Source organism: Variovorax sp. LjRoot84, from assembly GCF_964254305.1.
GTDB lineage: Bacteria > Pseudomonadota > Gammaproteobacteria > Burkholderiales > Burkholderiaceae_C > Variovorax.
This window is the reverse complement of record NZ_CAXUTE020000001.1, coordinates 3,175,669-3,194,420: the sequence shown is the minus strand read 5'-3', so window position 1 is coordinate 3,194,420 and position 18,752 is coordinate 3,175,669. Positions and strand designations below refer to the sequence as shown.

Genomic DNA, 18,752 nt, shown 5'->3' with positions numbered 1-18,752 from the left:
AAGCGACATGAAGTGCGCGCAGCCTGGGGGTTTACTTGTAATACCCGCCCTTTTTCATCTCGCGTTCGGCCGCCGTCTGCGAGGTCTTGAGCGCCTGGTCGACCGTGACCTTGCCCGACAGTGCCGCGCTCATCTGCTGGCCCACCGCCACGCCGATGGCCTGGAACTCGGGGATGGCCGCGTACTGCACGCCGGCGTAGGGCGATTTGGGCAGCGTGCTGTCGGTCAGGTTGGCCGTGTCGATGGCCTTCTTCTCGGACTCGGCGAACTTGGCGACCTTCTGGAACTCGGGATTCGCATAGGTCGACTTGCGCGTGCCCGTGGGCACGGTGGCCCAGCCGTGTTCCTTGGCCACCAGCTTGATGTAGTCCTTGGAGGTCGCCCACTTGACGAAGGTCTGCGCCGCTTCGGCCTTGGTCGAACTGGCGGGGATCGCCAGGTTCCACGACCACAGCCAGTTGGCGCCCTTGGGCGTGACCGCGACCGGCGCCTGCGCGAAGGCCACCTTGTCGGCCACCTTCGACTGCTTCGGGTCGCTGATGAAGGAGGCCGCTATGGTCGCGTCCACCCACATGCCGCACTTGCCTTCGTTGAAGAGCGCAAGGTTTTCGTTGAAGCTGTTGGCCGAGGCCCCCGGCGGGCCGTAGGCCTTCATGATGTCGACGTAGAAGGTGATCGCGTCCTTCCAGGGCTTGGTGTCGATCTGCGGCTTCCAGCTCATGTCGAACCACTGGCCGCCGTGGGTGTTGACCAGGGTCGTGAGGAAGGCCATGTTGTCGCCCCAGCCCGGCTTGCCGCGCAGGCACATGCCGTAGACGCCGGCCTTCGGGTCGTGGATCTTGCCCGCGAGTTCCTTGACCTGCGCCCATGTGGGCTGCTCGGGCACCTTGAATCCGACCTTGTCGGCCAGGTCCTTGCGGTACATGAGCATCGAGCTCTCGCCGTAGAAGGGCGCGGCGTAGAGCTTGCCCTGGTGCGACAGTCCGTCGCGGATGGCGGGCAGGAGGTCGTCGGCGTCGTAGGCGGCGTCGGTCGCGATCGGCTGCAGCCAGCCCTTCTTGGACCAGATCGGCGCTTCATAGAGGCCGATGGTCATGACGTCGAACTGGCCGCCCTTGGTCGCGATGTCGGTCGTGACGCGCTGGCGCAGCGTGCCTTCCTCCAGCGTGACCCATTTGAGCTTGATGTCGGGGTTGGCCTTCTCGAAGAAGGGTGTGAGCTTCTGCATCTCGATCATGTGGCCGTTGTTCACGGTGGCGATGACCAGTTCGGTCGCGGCGTGGGCCAGGCCGGCGCCCGCGAGCGCGAGCACCAGGCCCGCCTTCAGAAAACGCTTCATGTGATGTCTCCTTGTGGTCGGCGACGAGGCGATCGCCGTGCCCGGATTCTGGAGACTCTTGCTTGCGGAATTGGTACTCGCCAAGCCGATTTCGATACTTGGATGCACTGATTGATCAGTGACTTCCCTAATTTAGGCAAATAGGGATGGATGCGGCGTTCGAGCGAGTGCTAAGGATCGACGATGCCCTCGGCTTGGTCCTGCAGCGCTTTCTTCCCCTTGGGGGTGATGGCCAGCACCTGCGCCGGCTTGTGGCTCTCGCCGCAGGGCAGCGTTTCGGCGGGCGGAATGAAGGCGCTGACGAGTTCGGCGGCGCGCAGCACGCGCAGCTTGTCGATGTCGGCCGGTGCGTAGACCGTGTAGGGCAGCTTCTGGTCTGCGATGTGCCGAAGAAGTTCCATCGGCATGGGGTCTCCTTTCGGGCGACGGAGAACTGTCAATTCTGCGCAATCGGACGGCCGGTGCAAGGCCTCAGGACATCTCGGCCGTCGTCCGACTGTCCGCCCATTTCATGGCTTGCTGCTCCGCGTGCCGCAGCGCTTCCGCTTCGGTTCTACAGAGGTCGGTGTCGCCGAGCAGGACAACCGTTTTTTCGCTCGGCCATCCCAGCTGTCGGATGAGCACCGGTCGAAACTGCGCGGGCTTCTCCTTCTCCGCGGTACAGAGAAAGTGATAGCCCCGATAGACGAACACGACGCTCCTTGGCATGGCGCGCTCCGCGCGGCAGATTTCCCACCTCTTACTTCCCGAGATAGTTGCGCACCGCCTGCGCCGAAGTGCCGGCAGCGGCGACGGCCGCCCGGAGCTGGGCCTCGGTGACTCCCAGTTCCTTGGTCCAGTACCGAAGCTCGTGGGTCTCGTTGACGTTCACGCGCGACCGGTCCTGCGGGCCGCGATTGCTCAAGTCATCTGCCATTTGCGCGTCTCCTGAGTCTGTGTGTGGCCCCAGTGTCGCGCGGCGCGCGTTGGCGAGCGCCGGACGTGGCCGCGATCAAGTGCGGGAATCCGGCTGACATCCGGCGCGGCCGGAACAGTTCAAACTCGCCCCCTTGGGCCGGCAGGACGGAATGCACATCGTGTGTCTTTATTTGGGGCAAAAGAAGGCGCTCAACACGGTAGTGAGACACCATCGTGACTGTCCGATCGCAACACGCAATCGCTACAAAGGATCTGTACCACCATGGCTCTGCCGAACATTGCGCAAGTACGCAAAATTGCCTCATACAAGCCGATGGCTTTCCGGCCGGCGCACGCGCCGCGCCCGTTTCGCCGCGGCGACCTGGCGCTGGTGCTGGGTGGCGGCGATCCGTCGCTCGTCGGGCAGATGGTGGTCGTCTGCATGTCCGACCGCGGCAACGATGGCCGCGACCCGGAGATCGCCGTCCGTTTCACCCGCGGCAGCAGCGGCCATGTGCGCGCGAGCAGCCTTCAGCTGATCGCTGCGGTGGATGCGCACGAGTACGGGCCGGCTTGCGACGATCTTCTCGACTTCATCGCGGGCTGTGGGCCCGTGGGACTGGCGGATTTGCAGTAGCAGCCAGCGGCTGCCACAACGTTCGAGCATCAGCCGGGTCGACTCGCGGATCTCTAGTCTCGAATCGCGGCCGCTTCCAGGTGCTCGCGCGCCCCAGTCGCCATCGACTTGCGGGCGGCCGCGGCGGCCTCTGCGAACAGCGCTTTTTCACGAGCGCTCACTCGCACCTGAAACATCGCGAAATTCCGCCGCTCGGATGAAGTGTTGGTGGTGTTCTTCATCGGCGCAAGCAAGGCCCATGGACCATGGCCCGCCACGATCTGTAGGAAGCAACCACACCCAACGCGCGGCGATTTTCCATTCGCGAAAGAGAAAGGCCCTGCTACCGATTGGATAGCAGGGCCTTTGTGCCTATGCGGCTTGTAGTGGCTCCTCGACCTGGGCTCGAACCAGGGACCTACGGATTAACAGTCCGGCGCTCTACCGACTGAGCTATCGAGGAACAAGCCTCAAATTATAGCGTGGTTTTCGAGGCCTTCCGGCCGGGCTCGATCGGGTGATTCGTGATTCGCGACTTCATTGGCGCGTACCGGCCTCGACGGCGGCCATCAGACGAGCCGCGGCGGCCTCGGGCTCCGGGTCGGCCACCAGGGCGCGCACCACTGCGACCGAGCCGACGCCGGTGGCAAGCACTTCGGGCAGGCGCGCTTCGTCGATGCCGCCGATGCCCACCTGCGAATAGCCGCGCAGCAGGTGCGCATAGGCGCCGAGCCGCGCCGCGCCCTGCGGTGCGGTCGCCATCTGCTTCAAGGTGGTCGGGTACACCGCGCCCATCGCGATGTAGCTCGGGCTCACGGCATCGGCGCGCAGCATTTCTGCGTAGCCATGGGTGCTGACGCCCAGACGCAGGCCGGAGGCGCGAATCGTCTGCAGCTCCTGCGGCGTCAGCGCGTCCAGGTCTTCCTGGCCCAGGTGCAGGCCGTAGGCCTTGGCCGCGATGGCGGCGCGCCAGTGGTCGTTGATGAAGAGCAGGGCGCCGGTGTCGCGCACCGCTTCGACGGCCGCGTGTACTTCACGCGCGATGGCTTCCGTGTCGTCGGATTTGAAGCGCAGTTGCACCGTCGGCACGCCGGCGCGCGCCATGCGGCCGACCCAGGCGGCGTCGGGCAGCACCGCGTAGAGACCCAGCTTCTGGGGACAGGGTGGGAAGGCATTGCGGCGTTCGGTCGGCGGAAAGGGCAGCATGCCGAAGTCCGCCGGCAGTTCGGGCCAGGCATGCGCATCGAAGCTGCCCGTGCGCTGCGTTTGCGCCCGCCAGGCGCGGGCCAGGCATTCGGCATCGACCTCGATGAAGCCGAGTGCGGCGCAGGCCGTCTTGGCGCCGCGATAGACGGCGTCGTCGGACGAGAAGGACGCGGGCGCTTGGGCCGTCTCGCCGAAGCGCGGCGCATGCGCCGCGACGATGGCCTGCGCGATGTTTTGGGGGGCGGTGGTGTTGCTCATGACGGGGTCACTGCGATGCAGCGTGGTGCCAGAACGGCGTGCCGAGCACCGGCGTGCTCGGCTGTGCCGATTCCTGTGCGGCCATCGCGCCCGCAAGGTGGGCGCTGCGGCCGGCCTGCACCGCATCGGCGAAGGCGCCGGCCATCGCGACCGGATCCTGCGCGAGCGCGACGGCGGTGTTGAGCAGCACGCCGTCGTAGCCCCATTCCATCACCTGGCAGGCATGCGAGGGCAGCCCGAGGCCGGCATCGACCAGCAGCGGCACGCTGAGCCGCTCGCGCAGCACCTGTAAGGCATAGGGATTGACGGGCCCGCGGCCGGTGCCGATCGGCGCGGCCCAGGGCATCACGGCCTGGCAGCCGACGTCGACCAGCCGCCGGCACAGCACCAGGTCTTCAGTGCAGTAGGGCAGGACGTGGAAGCCGTCGCGGATCAGCTGCGATGCGGCATCGACCAGATTCAGCGTGTCGGGCTGCAGCGTGTAGTCGTCGCCGATGAGCTCGAGCTTGATCCACGGCGTGTCGAAGAGCTCGCGCGCCATCTGCGCGGTCGCGACCGCCTCCTGCACGCTGTGGCAGCCGGCCGTATTGGGCAGCACGGGCACTTGGAGCCGCCGCAGCAGCTCCCAGAAGCCGTTGTCGCTGCCGGCGCCGTTCGGCGTGGCCGTCTGGCGGCGCAGCGAAGCGGTCAGCATCGCCGGCTGCGCGCGCCGCACGGCCGCTTCGAGCACGTCGGGCGAGGGGTAGCGCGAGGTGCCGAGCAGCATCCGGCTCTGGAAGGCCTGGCCGTAGAGCACCAGCGGGTCGTGGGATGGGGTTGTGGTCATGGCTTTACCTCAGCCGCCTGTCACGGGGCGGATCACTTCGATGCGGTCATCGGGTTGCAAGGCGTGCGACGCGTAGTTCGAACGCGGCACGAACTGGCGATTCACCGCGGCGGCGAAGGGCGGCGTCGCGTGGATGAGGGCCAGCGCGTCGGCCAGCGTCGCGCCGCTCGGCAGCGTCTGCGGTGTGTCGTTGATCAGGATGTTCATGGCAAGACGGTTTCCAGGCTGGGCGCCAGATCGAAACGGCTCGCGAGCGCGGAATGGCCGGTGGCGAGCAGTTCCATCGCGACGTCAAGGATGGCCGGCGCGATCATGAACCCGTGGCGGTACAGGCCGTTGATCTGCATCACGCCGGGTCGCGGCTGACGGAAGGCCGGCAGATTGTCGGGCAGGGTCGGCCGGCATTGGGTCGCGATCTCGAGGATGCGTGCTTCGGCAAAACCGCTGTGCACCGAATAGGCGGCGCTCAGCAGTTCGAGCGTGGAACGCACGCTGGCCGGCGACATGTCGTCGGACTCGATCTCGGTGCCGCCGATCACGAATACCTGCCCGGGCTTGGGTGCGATGTAGAGCGGGTAGCGCGGATGCACCAGCCGCGTCGGTCGCTGCAGCGCGACTTCGGGGGCATGCACCCGGATGACTTCGCCGCGCACGCCGCGCAGGGCGCCCCACTGCGGGCGGGCGCCGAGGCCGCGGCAGTCGATGACGCGTTCGGGCTGGCCGGTTCCTCCGGCGTCGAAGTCGTCGATGCTGCGCGGTGCCTGCCAATGCAGTTGCACGTTGGGCATGGCCTGCAGCGTGGCGAGCAGTGCGGCGAGCAGTCCGCGGTTGTCGAGCTGGCCTTCTTCCGGCAGCAGCAGGCCGTGCGCGAAGCGCTGGCCCAGTGCGGGCTCCAAGGCGGCGATGCCAGCCGCATCGAGCGACTTCATTGCAGGCAGTTCGGGCACCACTTCGCCGGTGTGCGCCAGCATGCGCGCCAGCCGCGCGGCTTCGGGCGCATCCTGGCGGTGCCACAGCACCAGTGTGCCTGCGCGCTGGAAGAACACGGGCGCCGCCAGCGATGCGAGCAGCACCGGCCAGCGGTTGAGTGCGTAGTGGCCCATGCGCACGACCGAGGGTGGTGCGATCGCAGATTCGGCCAGCGGCGCCAGCATGGCGGCTGCGACGCGCGCGGCCGCGCCGTCGGCCTCCGGCCCGCCGGCGTCGAAGACCTCGACCTTGCAGCCGGCCTGGGCCAGCGTCACCGCGAGCAGGCGGCCCATGAGCCCGGCGCCGAGGATGACGGCGGAGCGGAAAGGAAGGGTGGCAGCGTTCATCGGCAGATCATTCGGTAAGCTTGCTGGCATGACCCAAGCATTCTCTCGTTACGCCCGCGTGCTCTCGATCGCCGGTTCCGACAGCGGCGGCGGCGCCGGCATCCAGGCCGATTTGAAGACCTTCTGCGCGCTCGGCTGCTACGGCATGACGGCCATCACCGCGCTCACCGCGCAGAACACGCTGGGCGTGTCGGGCATCCATGGCGTGCCGCCGGCTTTTCTCAAGGCGCAGATCCAGGCGGTGATCGAAGACATCGGCGTCGACGCAGTCAAGCTCGGCATGCTGCATGCGCCCGAGGTGGTGGAGGTGGTGGCCTGGGCCATCGATCACTACAGGCTTTCCAAGGTGGTGCTCGACCCGGTGATGGTCGCCACCAGCGGCGACCGACTGATCGCTGAAGAAACCGTGCAGGTGCTGGTGCGCGAGCTGTTCCCGCGCGCCACCGTGGTCACGCCCAACCTCGACGAGGCGGCCCTGCTGATCGGCCATGCCATCGACGGCGTCGACGCGCTCGACGATGCCGCGAGCGAACTGCTCGCGCTGGGCGCGCACGCGGTGTTGCTCAAGGGCGGCCACCTGCCGGGAGACGATGTCGTCGATCTGCTGGCGGAGGCGAGCGGCGAGCGGCTGAGGCTGTCTTCCGAACGCATTGCGAGCCGCAACCTGCACGGCACGGGCTGCACGCTGTCCTCGGCCATCGCTGCACACCTCGCGCTGGGCTACGGGCTGGCCGATGCCGTGGAGCGCGCGCGCGGCTATGTCGTGGCCGCCATGGCGGCCGGTGCGGATGTGAAGATCGGTGCCGGCCACGGTCCGCTCAACCACGGCTTTGCGCCAGTGCCGATGGTCCGTCTGCCGTCGCCGGGCGCGTGATCCATGCCAGCACGAAGGTGAGGGCGAGCGTCGGCAGCGCCGACCCGAACTGAGGCGCCCATCTGGCGCAGGCGTGGTAGATGGCGATACCCGCGATCCAGATCAGCGCCGCGACCCAGTCGATCTTGCGCGCGCCCACCGCGACCGCTGCGCCGCCCGTACCCAGCCGTCCGAGGATCACGCCGTAGAGCGGCACGAACACCGAGCTCAGGAGCAGCAGGAAGGGCTCGAGCGAATGCATCGGCAGCACCAGTGCGAAGGCGATGCACGCGACCGCGAGGCACAGGCCCCAGCGCCGCACGCTCCAGCGCGGCTGCAGGCTGTGGGCCGAGACCGAGCCCGAATAGACGTCGCCATACGCGTTGTCGAGTTCGTCGATCAGGATCAGGCCCAGCGCGACCAGGCCGCCCTGCGCCAGCAGCAGCGCCGCCACGAGGTTGGTGCCGGGTTCCGCCACGCTCACCACCATCACGCCGAGCGCGTAGCACCAGATGTTGGCGAGCGCGTAGCCGACCCAGGTGCCGCCGAAAGCGCCGCCGAGCCCGCCCGCGCTGCGCCTGCCGTGCCGCGCGTAGTCGGCCACCAGCGGCAGCCACGAAACCGGCATCGCGATTACCAGGTCGAGCGCGCTGAACATGCCCATGCTGCCGTTGCCCGGGCGCGACCAGAAGGCCTCCAGGCCTTTGGCCTGAAGCTGCGTCGCGAATTGCCAGCTCAGCCAGAGCAGCGAGAGCACCACCAGCGGCAGCCCGAAGCGGCTCACGAAGCGCCGCACCAGCTTGACCATCGAGCCGGCCAGCAGCGCGAGCAGCACCGCGCCCCACAGCAGCGTGGTCAGCACGGTGCCCAGCGTGCCCTCCAGCGACCAGCCGAAGGCCTGCTTGCCGATGGCCTGCGTGCCCTCGCGCATGATCACGATCTCGAAGGTGGTCCAGCCGATCAGTTGCACGATGTTCAGCACCACCGGCAGGCGCGCGAAGGCGCTGCCGTAGGTGGCGTGCATCAGGCCCGCGCTGGCCAGCCCGCTTTCGCAGCCGAGGCGGGCGGTCCAGGCCAGCAGGCCGGCGCCGATCAACGACCCCAGCACGATCGCGATCGCCGCCTCGCGCGTGCCGACCGCCGGCACCAGGTAGGCGCCGACCTGCATCACCAGCAGGCCGACGCCGAGGCTGAACCACAGCGCCATGTGGTCGTTCCAGTGGAAGACGCGGTTGGCGTCGCCGAGTGGCGTCAGCGCCTCGTTGGAATCAGGTGTTGTTGCCATCCATTTGCTCCATTGCAAAGTGTTTGGCAGGTGGGCGAGGCCACGGCGGCAAGACCGGCACGCGAGAAAACGTGGCGGTCGCCGGACCAGCTTCCCTGCGCGAGGATTACCTCAGTCAGGTTCAAAGGGACTCTCTCAGCCAAGCTGCAACAGGCGTTGCGAGCCGGCACCCCTAGCGTTGCTTCAGGCTGGCGAAGCAGTTCGGATTGTAGAGCCGTGCGCCGGCCGAGTGCGACACGGCGACGTGAAGTCGCCGCGGACCGGGCGGCGCCTCAGTGGTCGATGGCGGCCGACAGTTGCCTCGCGCCCGAGTGGTCGTGGCGAATGAGCGGCAGGACGAAGCGGCGCGCGAGCTGCTGAAGCGTCCAGAACGCGGCAGCGATCCCGCCGGCCAGCAGCAGGCCGGCAGCGATGTCCAGCGGGAAATGCACGCCCACGTAGATGCGCGCCCAGCCCGTGAGGACCGCGATCGCCACGACCGCCAGCCCGGTCTTCCGAAGCGATGCCCGCAGGCAGAACAGCAGCCCGATGGTGAACATCACCGAGGCGTGCGCACTCGGCAGCGAGCCGCGCGCGCCATGGTCGATGTGCGCCGGGCTCAGGCCCACCATGAAGGGGCGCGGCATCGCGATGGCGTCCGCCAGCGCGTGGGCCAGCATGGCCGCCGCGGCCGCGGCGACCAGCGTCACCATCGCATAGACCCGCTGCGAGGGCCGGCGCCAGGCGACCCAGCCCATGAGGGCGACGCAAAGCCAGGACGCGCCCTCGGCCACGATGGATGCGAGCCACATGATTTCGGCATTCGGGGTGTGGCCAGCGCCAATGGCCTGGAACAGTGCGGTGTTCAACGCGAGCATGCCCGGCATCGTATGGCGGTCTCGTGTCGAACGCGTGAATGCGGCGTTCAGCCTTCGTTCAGGATGGTTGCTTTGTTCTTCAGCCCACGCCGAGCAGCTGGTGCAGCCGCGTGCTGGTGGTGGTGTACTGCAGCGGCACGGCCTTGCCCGGAAACACGATCGCGGTGGCGGCCCAGGCCGCCAGCGTCGCCTCGTGGAAACCGCAGACGATCAGCTTCTTCTTGCCCGGATAGGTATTGATGTCGCCGACCGCGAACACGCCGGCCTCGTGCGTCTGGAAGCGCTCGGTGTCGACCGGCACCTGCTTGCGCACGAGATCGAGGCCCCAGTCGGCCATGGGGCCGAGCCGCGGCGAGATGCCGAGGCAGGCGATGAGGGCGTCGAGCGGCAGCGTCACGGTCCGGGCGTCGGGCGTGGTGATCTGCAGCACCTGGCCGTCGAAAGCCGCGGGCTGGCCCACGGCGAAGTTCAGTGCGCCCTCGGCCACCAGTGCGCGCATGCGGGCCACGAGCGCGTCGTCGGCCTGGAAGCCGTCGCGCCGGTGCAGCAACGTGACCTGGCGGGCCTTGCCGATCAGCGCGAGGGCGGTGGCCAGCGCGGCATCGTCGCCGCCATTGACCACCACGGCCTGGCCGTCGAAGCGCTCCAGCGCCTCGGGGTGGTAGAAAAGCTTGGTGCCTTCAAAGCGCTGGATGCCTTCGAGCGCGATGCGCTTGGCGACGAAAGCGCCGACGCCGGCGGCGATGAAGACCGTCTTCGCAAGGAAGGTGGTGCCGGCGGTGGTGCCCAGCAGCAGGCGCTGATCGGCCTGGCGCTCGAGCGTCGCGACCTGCTGCTCGAAATGGAACTGCGGCTTGAGGGGTGCCACCTGTTGCAGCAGCGATTCCGCCAGGCCGCGCCCGCTGGTCGCCGGGACGCCCGGAATGTCGTAGATCGGCTTGTCGCCGTAGAGCTGCACGCACTGGCCGCCCGCGGAGGGCAGCGCATCGACGATGTGGCAGGGAATTTCGAGCAGGCCCAGCTGAAAGGCCTGGAACAGGCCGACCGGCCCGGCGCCGATGACCAGCGCCTCGGTCTCGATGGGTGCCGGCGTCGTGCTCAGCGGACCAACTCCCCGATCTTGTCGGTCTTGTCTTTCCACTCCTCGGCATCGGGCAGCGCGGGCTTGCGCTTGGTGATGCTCTTCCAGCCGTCGGCCACGGCGAGCTCGGCGTTGAGCTTGATGAAGGCGATCTGGTTGGCCGGCAGGTCTTCCTCGGCGTAGATCGCGTTGACCGGGCACTCGGGAATGCAGACCGCGCAGTCGATGCATTCGTCAGGGTCGATCACCAGCATGTTCGGCCCTTCGCGGAAGCAGTCCACGGGACATACGTCGACGCAATCGGTGTATTTGCAGCGGATGCAGGATTCGGAGACGACGTGAGTCATGTTCTTGGCTGGCGGGGAATGATCGGGAAAACCGCGAATTTTAGGCTTTTGCGAGAGCGGGCCTTACCAGCACGGCGGCCGAGGTCTTGTGGGAGGCAGTATCGACCAGCACCAGCGAACCCAGCGCACGCGATTGCGTGAAGGGCAGCACGGCCAGCGGCTGCTGCAGCGAGAGCACCACGTCGCCGATCGCATTGGCTTCGAGTCGGTCGGCCGGTTCGGAGTCGAGCGTCGTGATGTTCACGCGATCGACGATGCGCGCCACCTTCGCCTTGACCCAGCGGTGGCCCTGCAGCGCCCAGTAGACGCGGCCCGCGACCAGCGGCTCGTCGTCGAGCCACGCGATGGTGGCGGTGATCTCGCGCGCGGGCTCGAAGGCGTCCGGCGCCAGCAGCCAGTCGCCGCGCGAGACGTCGAGCTCGCGGTCGAGCACGATGCCGGCGCTGTGGCCCGCGTGCACCGTCTTCGGCTGGCGCGTGTGGCTCAGCACCTGCGCGACGGTCGCCGTCTGGTTGCTCGGCAGCACCGTGACGCGCTGGCCCGGCTCCACATGCCCGCTGGCCACGCGGCCCCAGAACACGCGGCGGCCTCGGGACGTGTCGGCCGAGGCCGAGAACTTCTCGACCCACTGCACCGGGAAGGCGAAGGGCACGGCTTCGTCCTGCTGGGTGACAGGCAGTTCCTCGAGCAGCTCGATCAGGCTCGGGCCTTCGTAGCCGCACCAGTTGCCGTGGCGCGAGGCCACGTTCCAGCCCTTGAGCGCCGAGATCGGCACGGTGGCGGCGACCTGCACGCCTGCAGCTTCGGCAAAGTCCGCGAGCGCGCCCGAGATGCGTTCGAAGGCGAGATCGGCATCGGCGATCGCATCGAGCTTGTTGACCGCGAAAACGATCGACTGCACGCGCAGCAGGTGGCACAAGAGCGTGTGGCGGCGCGTCTGCGGCAGCAGCTCGCGCCGCACCACTTCGCCGTCTTCTACCTCAGCGGCCCAGGCCAGCTTGGTGGCATCGACCAGCACCACGGCCGCATCGGCGCTCGATGCGGCCGTGACCATGTTGCGCGTGTACTGCTCGTGCCCCGGCGCGTCGCCGATGATGAACTTGCGCCGCGCGGTCGAGAAGTAGCGGTAGGCGACGTCGATCGTGATGCCCTGTTCGCGCTCGGCCGACAGGCCGTCGGTCAGGAGCGCCAGGTCGGTCTCGCCGCCGCGCTGTACGCCGGCCAGCTGGTCCTGCAGCACGGTCTTGCTGTCGACCAGGAGCCGCCCGATCAGCGTGCTCTTGCCGTCGTCGACGCTGCCGCAGGTGATGAAGCGCAAGGCCGTGCCGGTGTCGCCGTGGATCGCTGCCGCTTCGGCGGCGGGGGTGGAGGTGCTCGCACTCATCAGAAGTAACCGTCTTTCTTGCGCTTCTCCATCGAAGCCTCGGATGTCTTGTCGTCCATGCGCGTGGCGCCGCGCTCGCTGACTTCGGCTGCCAGCGTTTCCACCACCACGTCGGCGGCGTCGGCTGCCAGGCTGTCGACCGGGCAGGTGCAGGTGATGTCGCCCACGGTGCGGAAGCGCACGTCGCGCACCTCCACCTTCTCGCCGTCGCGCGGCGGCGTGAGTTCGGTCACCGGTACCAGCAGGCCGCGGCGCTCGACCACTTCGCGCTGGTGCGTGTAGTAGATCGAGGGCAGGGCGACGTGCTCGCGCTCGATGTACTGCCAGACGTCGAGTTCGGTCCAGTTCGAGATCGGGAACACGCGGAAGTGTTCGCCGGGCGCCAGGCGGGTGTTGAACAGGGTCCAGAGTTCGGGCCGCTGGTCCTTGGGCTGCCATTGGCCGAAGGCGTCGCGATGCGAAAAGATGCGCTCCTTGGCGCGGGCCTTTTCTTCGTCGCGGCGCGCGCCGCCGATCAGCGCATCGAAGCGGAATTCCTCGATCGCCTCCAGCAGCGTGACCGACTGGTGCACGTTGCGCGATTCGCCCGGATGGGCGAGGCGCACGGTGCCGCGCGCCATCGAGTCTTCGACGCCGCGCACGATCAGCTCGGCGCCGAGTTCCCGCGCGCGGTGGTCGCGGAAGGCCGTTACTTCGGGGAAGTTGTGGCCGGTGTCGATCATCAAGAGCGGGTAGGGAATGCGGCCGGCGCCGAAGGCTTTCTCGGCGCACTTCAGCAGCACCAGTGAATCCTTGCCGCCCGAGAACAGCAGCGTCGGGCGCTCGAAGGAGGCCGCGACTTCGCGCAGGATGAAGATGGTTTCTTCTTCCAGCGCGTCGAGCTGCGTGTTGGACAGGCGCGCGGGCAGGTGCGTGCCTTGCAGCAGCAGGTCGTATTCGGTGCGGGCGTTCATGAGGAGTATTCGGAGATCAGAAAATGAGGTTCAGGCAATGGCGCGAATCGGAATGACCGACGACACGGCGCCGTCGACATGCAGGCCGCATTCCTTGGCGCTTTCCTGCTCCCACCACCAGCGGCCCGAGCGGAAGTCTTCGCCCAGGGTCACGGCGCGGGTGCATGGCGCGCAGCCGATGCTGGGATAGAACTGGTCGTGCAGCGGGTTGTAGGGCACCTGGTGCGTGGCGATGTAGTGCCAGACGTCGCCCCAGGTCCAGTTCGCCAGCGGGTTGATCTTGACGCGCTCCGCCTGCTCTTCGATGAGCTCGACCTCGGCCCGCGCGCCGGACTGCTCGCGCCGCAGGCCCGTGATCCAGCCGCGCTTGCCCGCGAGCGCGCGCTCCAGCGGCTCCATCTTGCGGATATGGCAGCAGGACTTGCGCAGCTCCAGGCTGCGGTACATCGCTTCCTCGCCGTTCTCGGCCACGAAAGCGGCCGCCGCTTCCGCGACGGGGCGATAGATCTCGACCTCGCGGCCGTAGTGGGTCTGCAGGCGTTCGAGCAGTTCGAGCGTCTCGGCATGCAGCTTGCCCGTTTCGAGCACGAAGATGCCGGACTGCACCTGAAAGCGGTGCAGCAGGTCGGTCACCACCATGTCCTCGGCGCCCAGGCTGGAGGCCTGCGTGATCGGCGCGAACTCCTGCGCCGCACCGCGCAGCAGCGCCACGCTTTCGGCGAGCTTGGTCTCGAAATCGGCGGAGGGCTTGGCGTAGAGCGAGATGGCGTTCATGGCGTTCAGGCTGTTTCGCGCTTGAAAAGAGGCGTGGTCTGCACCGCGTCGCCCTGGTAGAAGGCCGAGAAGCGGTCGAACTGGCGCTGCGCGGCGGAGGCGTCGACGCCTTCCCTGAGCACGGCGCTGGAGAAACCGGTGCGTTCCATCTGCACCAGCTGGTCGATCAGCACGTCGCCGGTGGCGCGGATGTCGCCCTTGAAGCCGAGGCGGCGACGCAGCAGGAAGGCCTGGCTGTAGGCGCGGCCATCGGTGAACTTCGGGAAGTTCAGGTCGATGCGGTCGACGTCGTCGAGGCAGACCTCGATGGCCAGCGGGTCGGCGTCGTTGGGCAACTGCAGAACGTTCGGCTCGCCGTCGTCCACGTGTTCTTCCGCTGAAAGGATGCGCAGCGTCTTGTTCATGCCGCCTCCTCCACCTTGAAGCGCGCACCGTTGGCCGCGGCCTTGAAAGGCTCGATGCCGACGCGGCGCAGCGCGTCGATGAAGCTCTCGCCGCGTCCATCGATCACAAGGCGCGTATCGCGGTAGGTGTTGAGCACGGCCTCGATCACGTCCGGCACTTCGGCCGCCGAGAACGAGGGGCCAACCACCTTGCCGGGCTGCGCCGCGCCCGACAGCGCCGAGCCGTCGGAGCCGCCCAAGGTGACCTGGTACCACTCCTTGCCGTCCTTGTCGACGCCGAGGATGCCGATGTGGCCGCTGTGATGGTGGCCGCAGGAGTTGATGCAGCCGCTGATGTGAAGGTCGATCTCGCCCAGGTCGTCGAGCTCGTCGAGATCCTGGTAGCGCTCGGTGATGGCCTCGGCGATCGGGATCGAGCGTGCGTTGGCCAGCGCGCAGAAGTCGCCGCCGGGGCAGGCGATCATGTCGGTCAAGAGGTGCACGTTGGCGCTGGCGAAGCCGGCCTCGCGGGCACTGAGCCACAGCGCGTGCAGGTCTTCGGCATGGACCCAGGGCAGGAGCAGGTTCTGGTCGTGCGTGACGCGCGCCTCGCCGGCGCTGAAGCGGTCGGCCAGCCGTGCGGCGGTATCGAGCTGGTCGGCCGAGGCGTCGCCGGGCGCCTGCCCGATGCGCTTGAACGAGAGCGTGACCGCGCGCAGGGCCGGGTTCTGGTGCGGCGCCACGTTGCGCTGCAGCCAGCGCGCGAACATCACGTCGTCGGCCGCCTGCGCGCACAGCTCGGCATCGGTCTCTTCGGCGCTCTGGAACACGCGGGTCGCGAGCGTGGGCGGCACGAAGGAGGCGGCCACGCGGTCGTACTCGGCCTGCGTGATGGTGTGCGGCGCGCCGTCGTGCTCGAGGATCTGCTTGTACTCGGCCTCGACATCGTCGATGTAGCGCTGGCCTTCGGCCTTCACGAGGATCTTGATGCGCGCCTTGTAGATGTTGTCGCGCCGGCCGTAGCGGTTGTAGACCCGCACCACGGCCTCGAGGTAATTCATGATCTGGTTCCACGGCAGGAACTCGCGCAGCACGGTGCCGATGATCGGCGTGCGGCCCATGCCGCCGCCCACCTGCACGCGGAAGCCGAGCTCGCCGGCCTCGTTCTTCACGAGCTTGAGGCCCACGTCGTGCCAGCCGGTGGCGGCGCGGTCTTCGGCCGCGCCGGTGATCGCGATCTTGAACTTGCGCGGCAGGAAGGCGAACTCCGGATGCAGCGTGCTCCACTGCCGCATGATCTCGGCGAAGGGCCGCGGATCGGCGACCTCGTCGATCGCGACGCCGGCACGCTCGTCGCTCGTGATGTTGCGGATGCAGTTGCCGCTGGTCTGGATGCCGTGCATGTCGACCGAGGCCAGCAGGTCCATCACGTCGGCCGACTTGGCCAGCGGGATCCAGTTGTACTGCACGTTCTGGCGCGTTGTGAAGTGGCCGTAGTGCGTGGGCAGCTTGTGCGTGCCGAGCTTGCCCTGTGTCTTCAGCGCAGTCTTGTAGACCTCGGCTTCGGGCTCGTCGTACTCGCGCGCGATGCGGGCCAACACGCGCAGCTGGGCGCTGGAGAGTTCGCCGTAGGGCACCGCGACGCGCAGCATCGGCGCGTAGCGCTGCACGTACCAGCCGTTCTGCAGCCGAAGCGGCCGGAATTCGTCTTCGGAGAGCTTGCCGGTCTGCCAGCGCTCCAGCTGGTCGCGGAATTGCGCGGCGCGCTGGTGCACGAACTGGCGGTCGAAATCTGTGTATTGGTACATCGTGTGTCAGTTGCTGGAAGGCGGTGCGTCCACGGCCCGTCAACGCGAGCCGGGGAATGTAAAAGCGCGCCTTATGGAAACAAACTATTTTTTGGTTCGCGCCTTATGTGGATAAGCTTATTCGCCAGTCCCCATGCGGGTTGCCGGGCGACGAGATGCTTATTCCGGATAACGGCGGCGGCGGCTGCCGCGCGTCGAACACCGGTCGATTCTAGGAAGTGCTGCCTCGGCTCGTGCCGAGCATGTCCTGGATGTCCTCCAACCCGCGCCCGCGCGTCTCGATGCCGCTCCTGATCAGCATCAGCGCCGCGACCGCCATCGGCACCGCAATCAGCAAGGCTGAGGCGGTGAAGTGCCCGAACACGCCGAGCACGCCGAAGCCCGCGCCCAGGATGCCGCCGAACTTGGAGCTGGCCGCGATCACGCCCGAGCCCGTGCCGCGCAGGTGAACCGGGTAGATCTCGGCGGCATAGGGGATGAGCATCGCGATCACGCCGCTCGAGCTCACGAGCAGCAGGGCAGTGGTGAGCACCATCGCCAAGGTCGACTGCACCTGCGCCAGGCCAAGGCCGAAGAACACCAGCAGCGTCGCGGTCGTGAGTGCGATGAACAGCACCAGCGCCTTGATGCTGCTCCAGCGGTGGTAGAGCCAGATCACGATCGCGATACCGGGCAGCGCCAGCAGCGCCGAGCGCGCGAGCAGGGCGCTCGCGGCCGTGGCGTCCATGCCCATGCTGCCGAGGTTGGTCGGCAGCCACAGCAGAAAGCCGAAGTTCACCAGGCCCCAGGCCACGCCGCAGACGATCAGGCCCCAGGTGATGCGCGCATGGCTGCCGCGCAGCAGCTGCGCGATGCCGCCGGCCGGTGGCTCCTGCTCGGCGACGACCACGGCCGCCTGCGCATTCGCTGCCGCCGCTGCGCCCGTGCCGGCGAAGCGCGCCAGCACCGCGCGAGCCTCGTTGTCGAGCCCGGCGTTCGAAAGAAAGCGCGGCGATTCCGGGATGTAGCGGCCCAGGAAGATGATCACCAGGCCGGTCGGCAAACCCAGCAGCCACAGCGCGCGCCAGCTGAATTCCGGCACCAGCAGCGCGGCCGAGCCGGCCGCGAGCAGATAGCCGGCCGAGGTGCCGACGCCGCCCAGCGCCACCAGTAGCCAGCCGCGGTGCGCGGCGGGCACGGTTTCCGCCATCAGCGTGAAGGTGATCGGCAGCAGGCCGCCGGCCGAGGCGCCCATCAGGAAGCACATGGCAAGGTTCCAGCCGAAGGCCGGCATCGCGCCGCAGATCGCGGTGCCGATGAACATCAGCGCCGACAGCAGGATGGCCGCGCGCCGGCCGAAGATGTCGGCCAGCCGGCCCCACACCACCGAACCCACTGTCGTGCCCGTGAGCGCCACCAGCGCCAGCACGCCGGCAGTCTGCTTGCTGATCTCGTACTCGGTGGTCATGCCCGGCATCACGAAGCCCAGCGTGGCCGGCTTCAGCACGTCGACCGCCAGCGCGATCACCAGCACGATCACCAGCTTCCAGTGTTCGCCGTTCAGCGGCACGCCGTCGGCGACATGGAACTGCAGGTGGCTGTCGCCGTGCAGGCTCTTGTGCATCTGCGCGATGCGCGGCATCAGGCCGTACATGGCCAAGAGCACGCCAAGCGGGATCATCGCCATGCCGGTCAGCATGGTGGCGTCCATCTCCATGCCGACCATCTGGTAGCCCGTGTGCCGGCCCATCATGAACATCGGCACGTGCGCGAGCACGCCGCCGATGATGGCGATGCAACCGGCCCAGAACGCGATCGGGTGGTGGAAGGAGAAGTTCTGGCTTTTCATGCGAATGCTTCTGGGCGAGGCATGTTACCCAAGCCCGAAGCACTGCCGCCGCCCGCAAGGCGGCTCGCGTTGCTACAACACGAAGTGCGCCACCGTGACGTAATGGCTCGCGGTGCCGGCCAGCACGAACAGATGCCAGGTGCCGTGCGCATGGCGCCAGCCGAGGGGGTTGCGGTAGAAGATCGTGCCGGCCGAGTACAGCACGGCGCCGGCCATCAGCCAGGCGAGGCCGGTGCTGTCGAGCCGCGCGATCAATGGCACGGCGGCGATCACGCCGAGCCAGCCCATCCCCAGGTAGAGTGCCAGCGAGGGCGCAGGCGGGTTGCCGGGCCGCAGCTCGCGGGCGATGCCGAACAGCGCCGCGCTCCAGGCCGCGATCAGCAGCGCCCAGCCCCAGGCGCCCTGCAGCGTGACCAGGGCGAAGGGCGTATAGCTGCCGGCGATCAGCAGGTAGATCGCACAGTGGTCGACGCGTTGCCAGAACAGCTTCATGCGGCCGCGCGTGCTGTGGAACAGGACCGATGCCGCGTAGAGCGTCACCATCGACAGCGCGAACACCAGCGCGCTCGCCGTCTTGGCCGGGTCGTTGACCGGCATCGTCTTGGCCAGCAGCAGGGCGGAGCCGGCCGTGGCCAGCATCAGCCCGAGCAGATGGCTGTATCCGTTGAAGCGTTCGCCCTGGTACATGGTGGTCACCCTGAATTGATGTGTCGTCGAGTGGGCCGCGACTTTGCTGCGCCG

Annotated in this window: 22 protein-coding genes, 1 tRNA gene and 1 riboswitch; of the genes, 2 read left to right on the top strand and 21 right to left on the bottom strand. The window is 67.8% G+C overall.

Translation table 11 applies throughout. The features are described 5' to 3' along the window. Positions 1-31: 31 nt before the first annotated feature. The 4 genes from ACSQ9I_RS16015 to ACSQ9I_RS16000 form a co-directional block, all read right to left on the bottom strand. Positions 32-1,339 carry an ABC transporter substrate-binding protein gene (locus tag ACSQ9I_RS16015; protein WP_436313744.1) on the bottom strand — a complete coding sequence of 436 codons (1,308 nt, stop codon included), beginning with the start codon at positions 1,337-1,339 and terminating at the stop codon, positions 32-34. Between the two features lie 170 nt (positions 1,340-1,509). Next, positions 1,510-1,746 carry a hypothetical protein gene (locus ACSQ9I_RS16010; protein WP_093108806.1) on the bottom strand — a complete coding sequence of 79 codons (237 nt, stop codon included), beginning with the start codon at positions 1,744-1,746 and terminating at the stop codon, positions 1,510-1,512. 64 nt (positions 1,747-1,810) lie between these two features. Next, the gene (locus ACSQ9I_RS16005) at positions 1,811-2,047 is read right to left on the bottom strand and encodes a hypothetical protein (RefSeq protein WP_093108805.1); all 237 of its coding nucleotides are present in this window, start codon (positions 2,045-2,047) and stop codon (positions 1,811-1,813) included. Positions 2,048-2,078: 31 nt separating this feature from the next. Then, positions 2,079-2,255 carry a DUF3606 domain-containing protein gene (locus ACSQ9I_RS16000; protein ID WP_093108804.1) on the bottom strand — a complete coding sequence of 59 codons (177 nt, stop codon included), beginning with the start codon at positions 2,253-2,255 and terminating at the stop codon, positions 2,079-2,081. A 264-nt stretch (positions 2,256-2,519) separates the two neighbouring features. Here ACSQ9I_RS16000 and ACSQ9I_RS15995 point away from each other — a divergent pair, with 264 nt between their 5' ends. Next, entirely contained in the window at positions 2,520-2,873 is a 354-nt protein-coding gene (locus tag ACSQ9I_RS15995) for a hypothetical protein (RefSeq protein WP_436313743.1), read from the top strand. A 53-nt stretch (positions 2,874-2,926) separates the two neighbouring features. Here the strand turns inward: ACSQ9I_RS15995 and ACSQ9I_RS15990 are convergent, their stop codons facing one another. From ACSQ9I_RS15990 to ACSQ9I_RS15965, 6 genes are all read right to left on the bottom strand, one after another. After that, positions 2,927-3,094, bottom strand: coding sequence for a hypothetical protein (locus ACSQ9I_RS15990; protein WP_436313742.1), 168 nt, complete (start codon positions 3,092-3,094; stop codon positions 2,927-2,929). Between the two features lie 145 nt (positions 3,095-3,239). Beyond that, positions 3,240-3,315, bottom strand: a tRNA-Asn gene (locus ACSQ9I_RS15985). Between the two features lie 74 nt (positions 3,316-3,389). Beyond that, on the bottom strand, positions 3,390-4,316 hold the full coding sequence (locus ACSQ9I_RS15980) for a thiamine phosphate synthase (protein ID WP_436313741.1): 927 nt from the start codon (positions 4,314-4,316) through the stop codon (positions 3,390-3,392). A gap of 7 nt (positions 4,317-4,323) precedes the next feature. Continuing rightward, positions 4,324-5,142, bottom strand: coding sequence for a thiazole synthase (locus ACSQ9I_RS15975; RefSeq protein ID WP_093108801.1), 819 nt, complete (start codon positions 5,140-5,142; stop codon positions 4,324-4,326). 9 nt (positions 5,143-5,151) lie between these two features. After that, the gene (gene thiS, locus ACSQ9I_RS15970) at positions 5,152-5,349 is read right to left on the bottom strand and encodes a sulfur carrier protein ThiS (protein WP_093108800.1); all 198 of its coding nucleotides are present in this window, start codon (positions 5,347-5,349) and stop codon (positions 5,152-5,154) included. Further along, a complete protein-coding gene (locus ACSQ9I_RS15965; protein WP_436313740.1) occupies positions 5,346-6,458 on the bottom strand; it encodes an FAD-dependent oxidoreductase in 1,113 nt (370 codons plus the stop codon). The genes thiS and ACSQ9I_RS15965 overlap by 4 nt, the downstream gene beginning before the upstream one ends. Positions 6,459-6,486: 28 nt before the next feature. Here ACSQ9I_RS15965 and thiD point away from each other — a divergent pair, with 28 nt between their 5' ends. Continuing rightward, on the top strand, positions 6,487-7,332 hold the full coding sequence (thiD, locus tag ACSQ9I_RS15960; RefSeq protein ID WP_436313739.1) for a bifunctional hydroxymethylpyrimidine kinase/phosphomethylpyrimidine kinase: 846 nt from the start codon (positions 6,487-6,489) through the stop codon (positions 7,330-7,332). Here the strand turns inward: thiD and ACSQ9I_RS15955 are convergent. The 11 genes from ACSQ9I_RS15955 to trhA all read right to left on the bottom strand — a co-directional run bounded on the left by ACSQ9I_RS15955 (position 7,277) and on the right by trhA (position 18,698). After that, the gene (locus ACSQ9I_RS15955) at positions 7,277-8,596 is read right to left on the bottom strand and encodes a purine-cytosine permease family protein (RefSeq protein WP_436313738.1); all 1,320 of its coding nucleotides are present in this window, start codon (positions 8,594-8,596) and stop codon (positions 7,277-7,279) included. The two genes, thiD and ACSQ9I_RS15955, sit on opposite strands and share 56 nt — an antisense overlap. A 75-nt stretch (positions 8,597-8,671) precedes the next feature. Further along, positions 8,672-8,780: riboswitch (TPP riboswitch) on the bottom strand. An 88-nt stretch (positions 8,781-8,868) separates the two neighbouring features. Further along, positions 8,869-9,453, bottom strand: a complete 585-nt coding sequence (locus tag ACSQ9I_RS15950) for a phosphatase PAP2 family protein (RefSeq protein ID WP_436313737.1) — start codon at positions 9,451-9,453, stop codon at positions 8,869-8,871. 79 nt (positions 9,454-9,532) lie between these two features. Then, positions 9,533-10,594, bottom strand: a complete 1,062-nt coding sequence (locus ACSQ9I_RS15945) for an NAD(P)/FAD-dependent oxidoreductase (RefSeq protein ID WP_436313736.1) — start codon at positions 10,592-10,594, stop codon at positions 9,533-9,535. After that, positions 10,552-10,881: a ferredoxin FdxA gene (gene fdxA / locus ACSQ9I_RS15940; RefSeq protein WP_093108794.1), complete on the bottom strand. Its 330-nt coding sequence runs from the start codon at positions 10,879-10,881 to the stop codon at positions 10,552-10,554. Before fdxA ends, ACSQ9I_RS15945 begins: the two co-directional genes overlap by 43 nt. 40 nt (positions 10,882-10,921) lie before the next feature. After that, on the bottom strand, positions 10,922-12,265 hold the full coding sequence (locus ACSQ9I_RS15935) for a sulfate adenylyltransferase subunit 1 (RefSeq protein WP_436290254.1): 1,344 nt from the start codon (positions 12,263-12,265) through the stop codon (positions 10,922-10,924). Next, positions 12,265-13,218: a sulfate adenylyltransferase subunit CysD gene (gene cysD / locus ACSQ9I_RS15930; protein WP_436313735.1), complete on the bottom strand. Its 954-nt coding sequence runs from the start codon at positions 13,216-13,218 to the stop codon at positions 12,265-12,267. The genes ACSQ9I_RS15935 and cysD overlap by 1 nt, the downstream gene beginning before the upstream one ends. 30 nt (positions 13,219-13,248) lie before the next feature. Then, positions 13,249-13,992 carry a phosphoadenylyl-sulfate reductase gene (locus tag ACSQ9I_RS15925; RefSeq protein WP_436296208.1) on the bottom strand — a complete coding sequence of 248 codons (744 nt, stop codon included), beginning with the start codon at positions 13,990-13,992 and terminating at the stop codon, positions 13,249-13,251. Positions 13,993-13,997: 5 nt separating this feature from the next. After that, positions 13,998-14,396: a DUF934 domain-containing protein gene (locus ACSQ9I_RS15920; RefSeq protein ID WP_436304182.1), complete on the bottom strand. Its 399-nt coding sequence runs from the start codon at positions 14,394-14,396 to the stop codon at positions 13,998-14,000. Continuing rightward, positions 14,393-16,183, bottom strand: a complete 1,791-nt coding sequence (locus ACSQ9I_RS15915) for a nitrite/sulfite reductase (RefSeq protein ID WP_436304181.1) — start codon at positions 16,181-16,183, stop codon at positions 14,393-14,395. Before ACSQ9I_RS15915 ends, ACSQ9I_RS15920 begins: the two co-directional genes overlap by 4 nt. Before the next feature lie 211 nt (positions 16,184-16,394). Next, positions 16,395-18,011 (bottom strand): MFS transporter, encoded by a 1,617-nt coding sequence (locus ACSQ9I_RS15910; RefSeq protein ID WP_436313734.1) that lies wholly within the window; start codon positions 18,009-18,011, stop codon positions 16,395-16,397. Between the two features lie 72 nt (positions 18,012-18,083). Continuing rightward, a complete protein-coding gene (gene trhA / locus ACSQ9I_RS15905) occupies positions 18,084-18,698 on the bottom strand; it encodes a PAQR family membrane homeostasis protein TrhA (protein WP_093108785.1) in 615 nt (204 codons plus the stop codon). Positions 18,699-18,752: the final 54 nt, after the last annotated feature.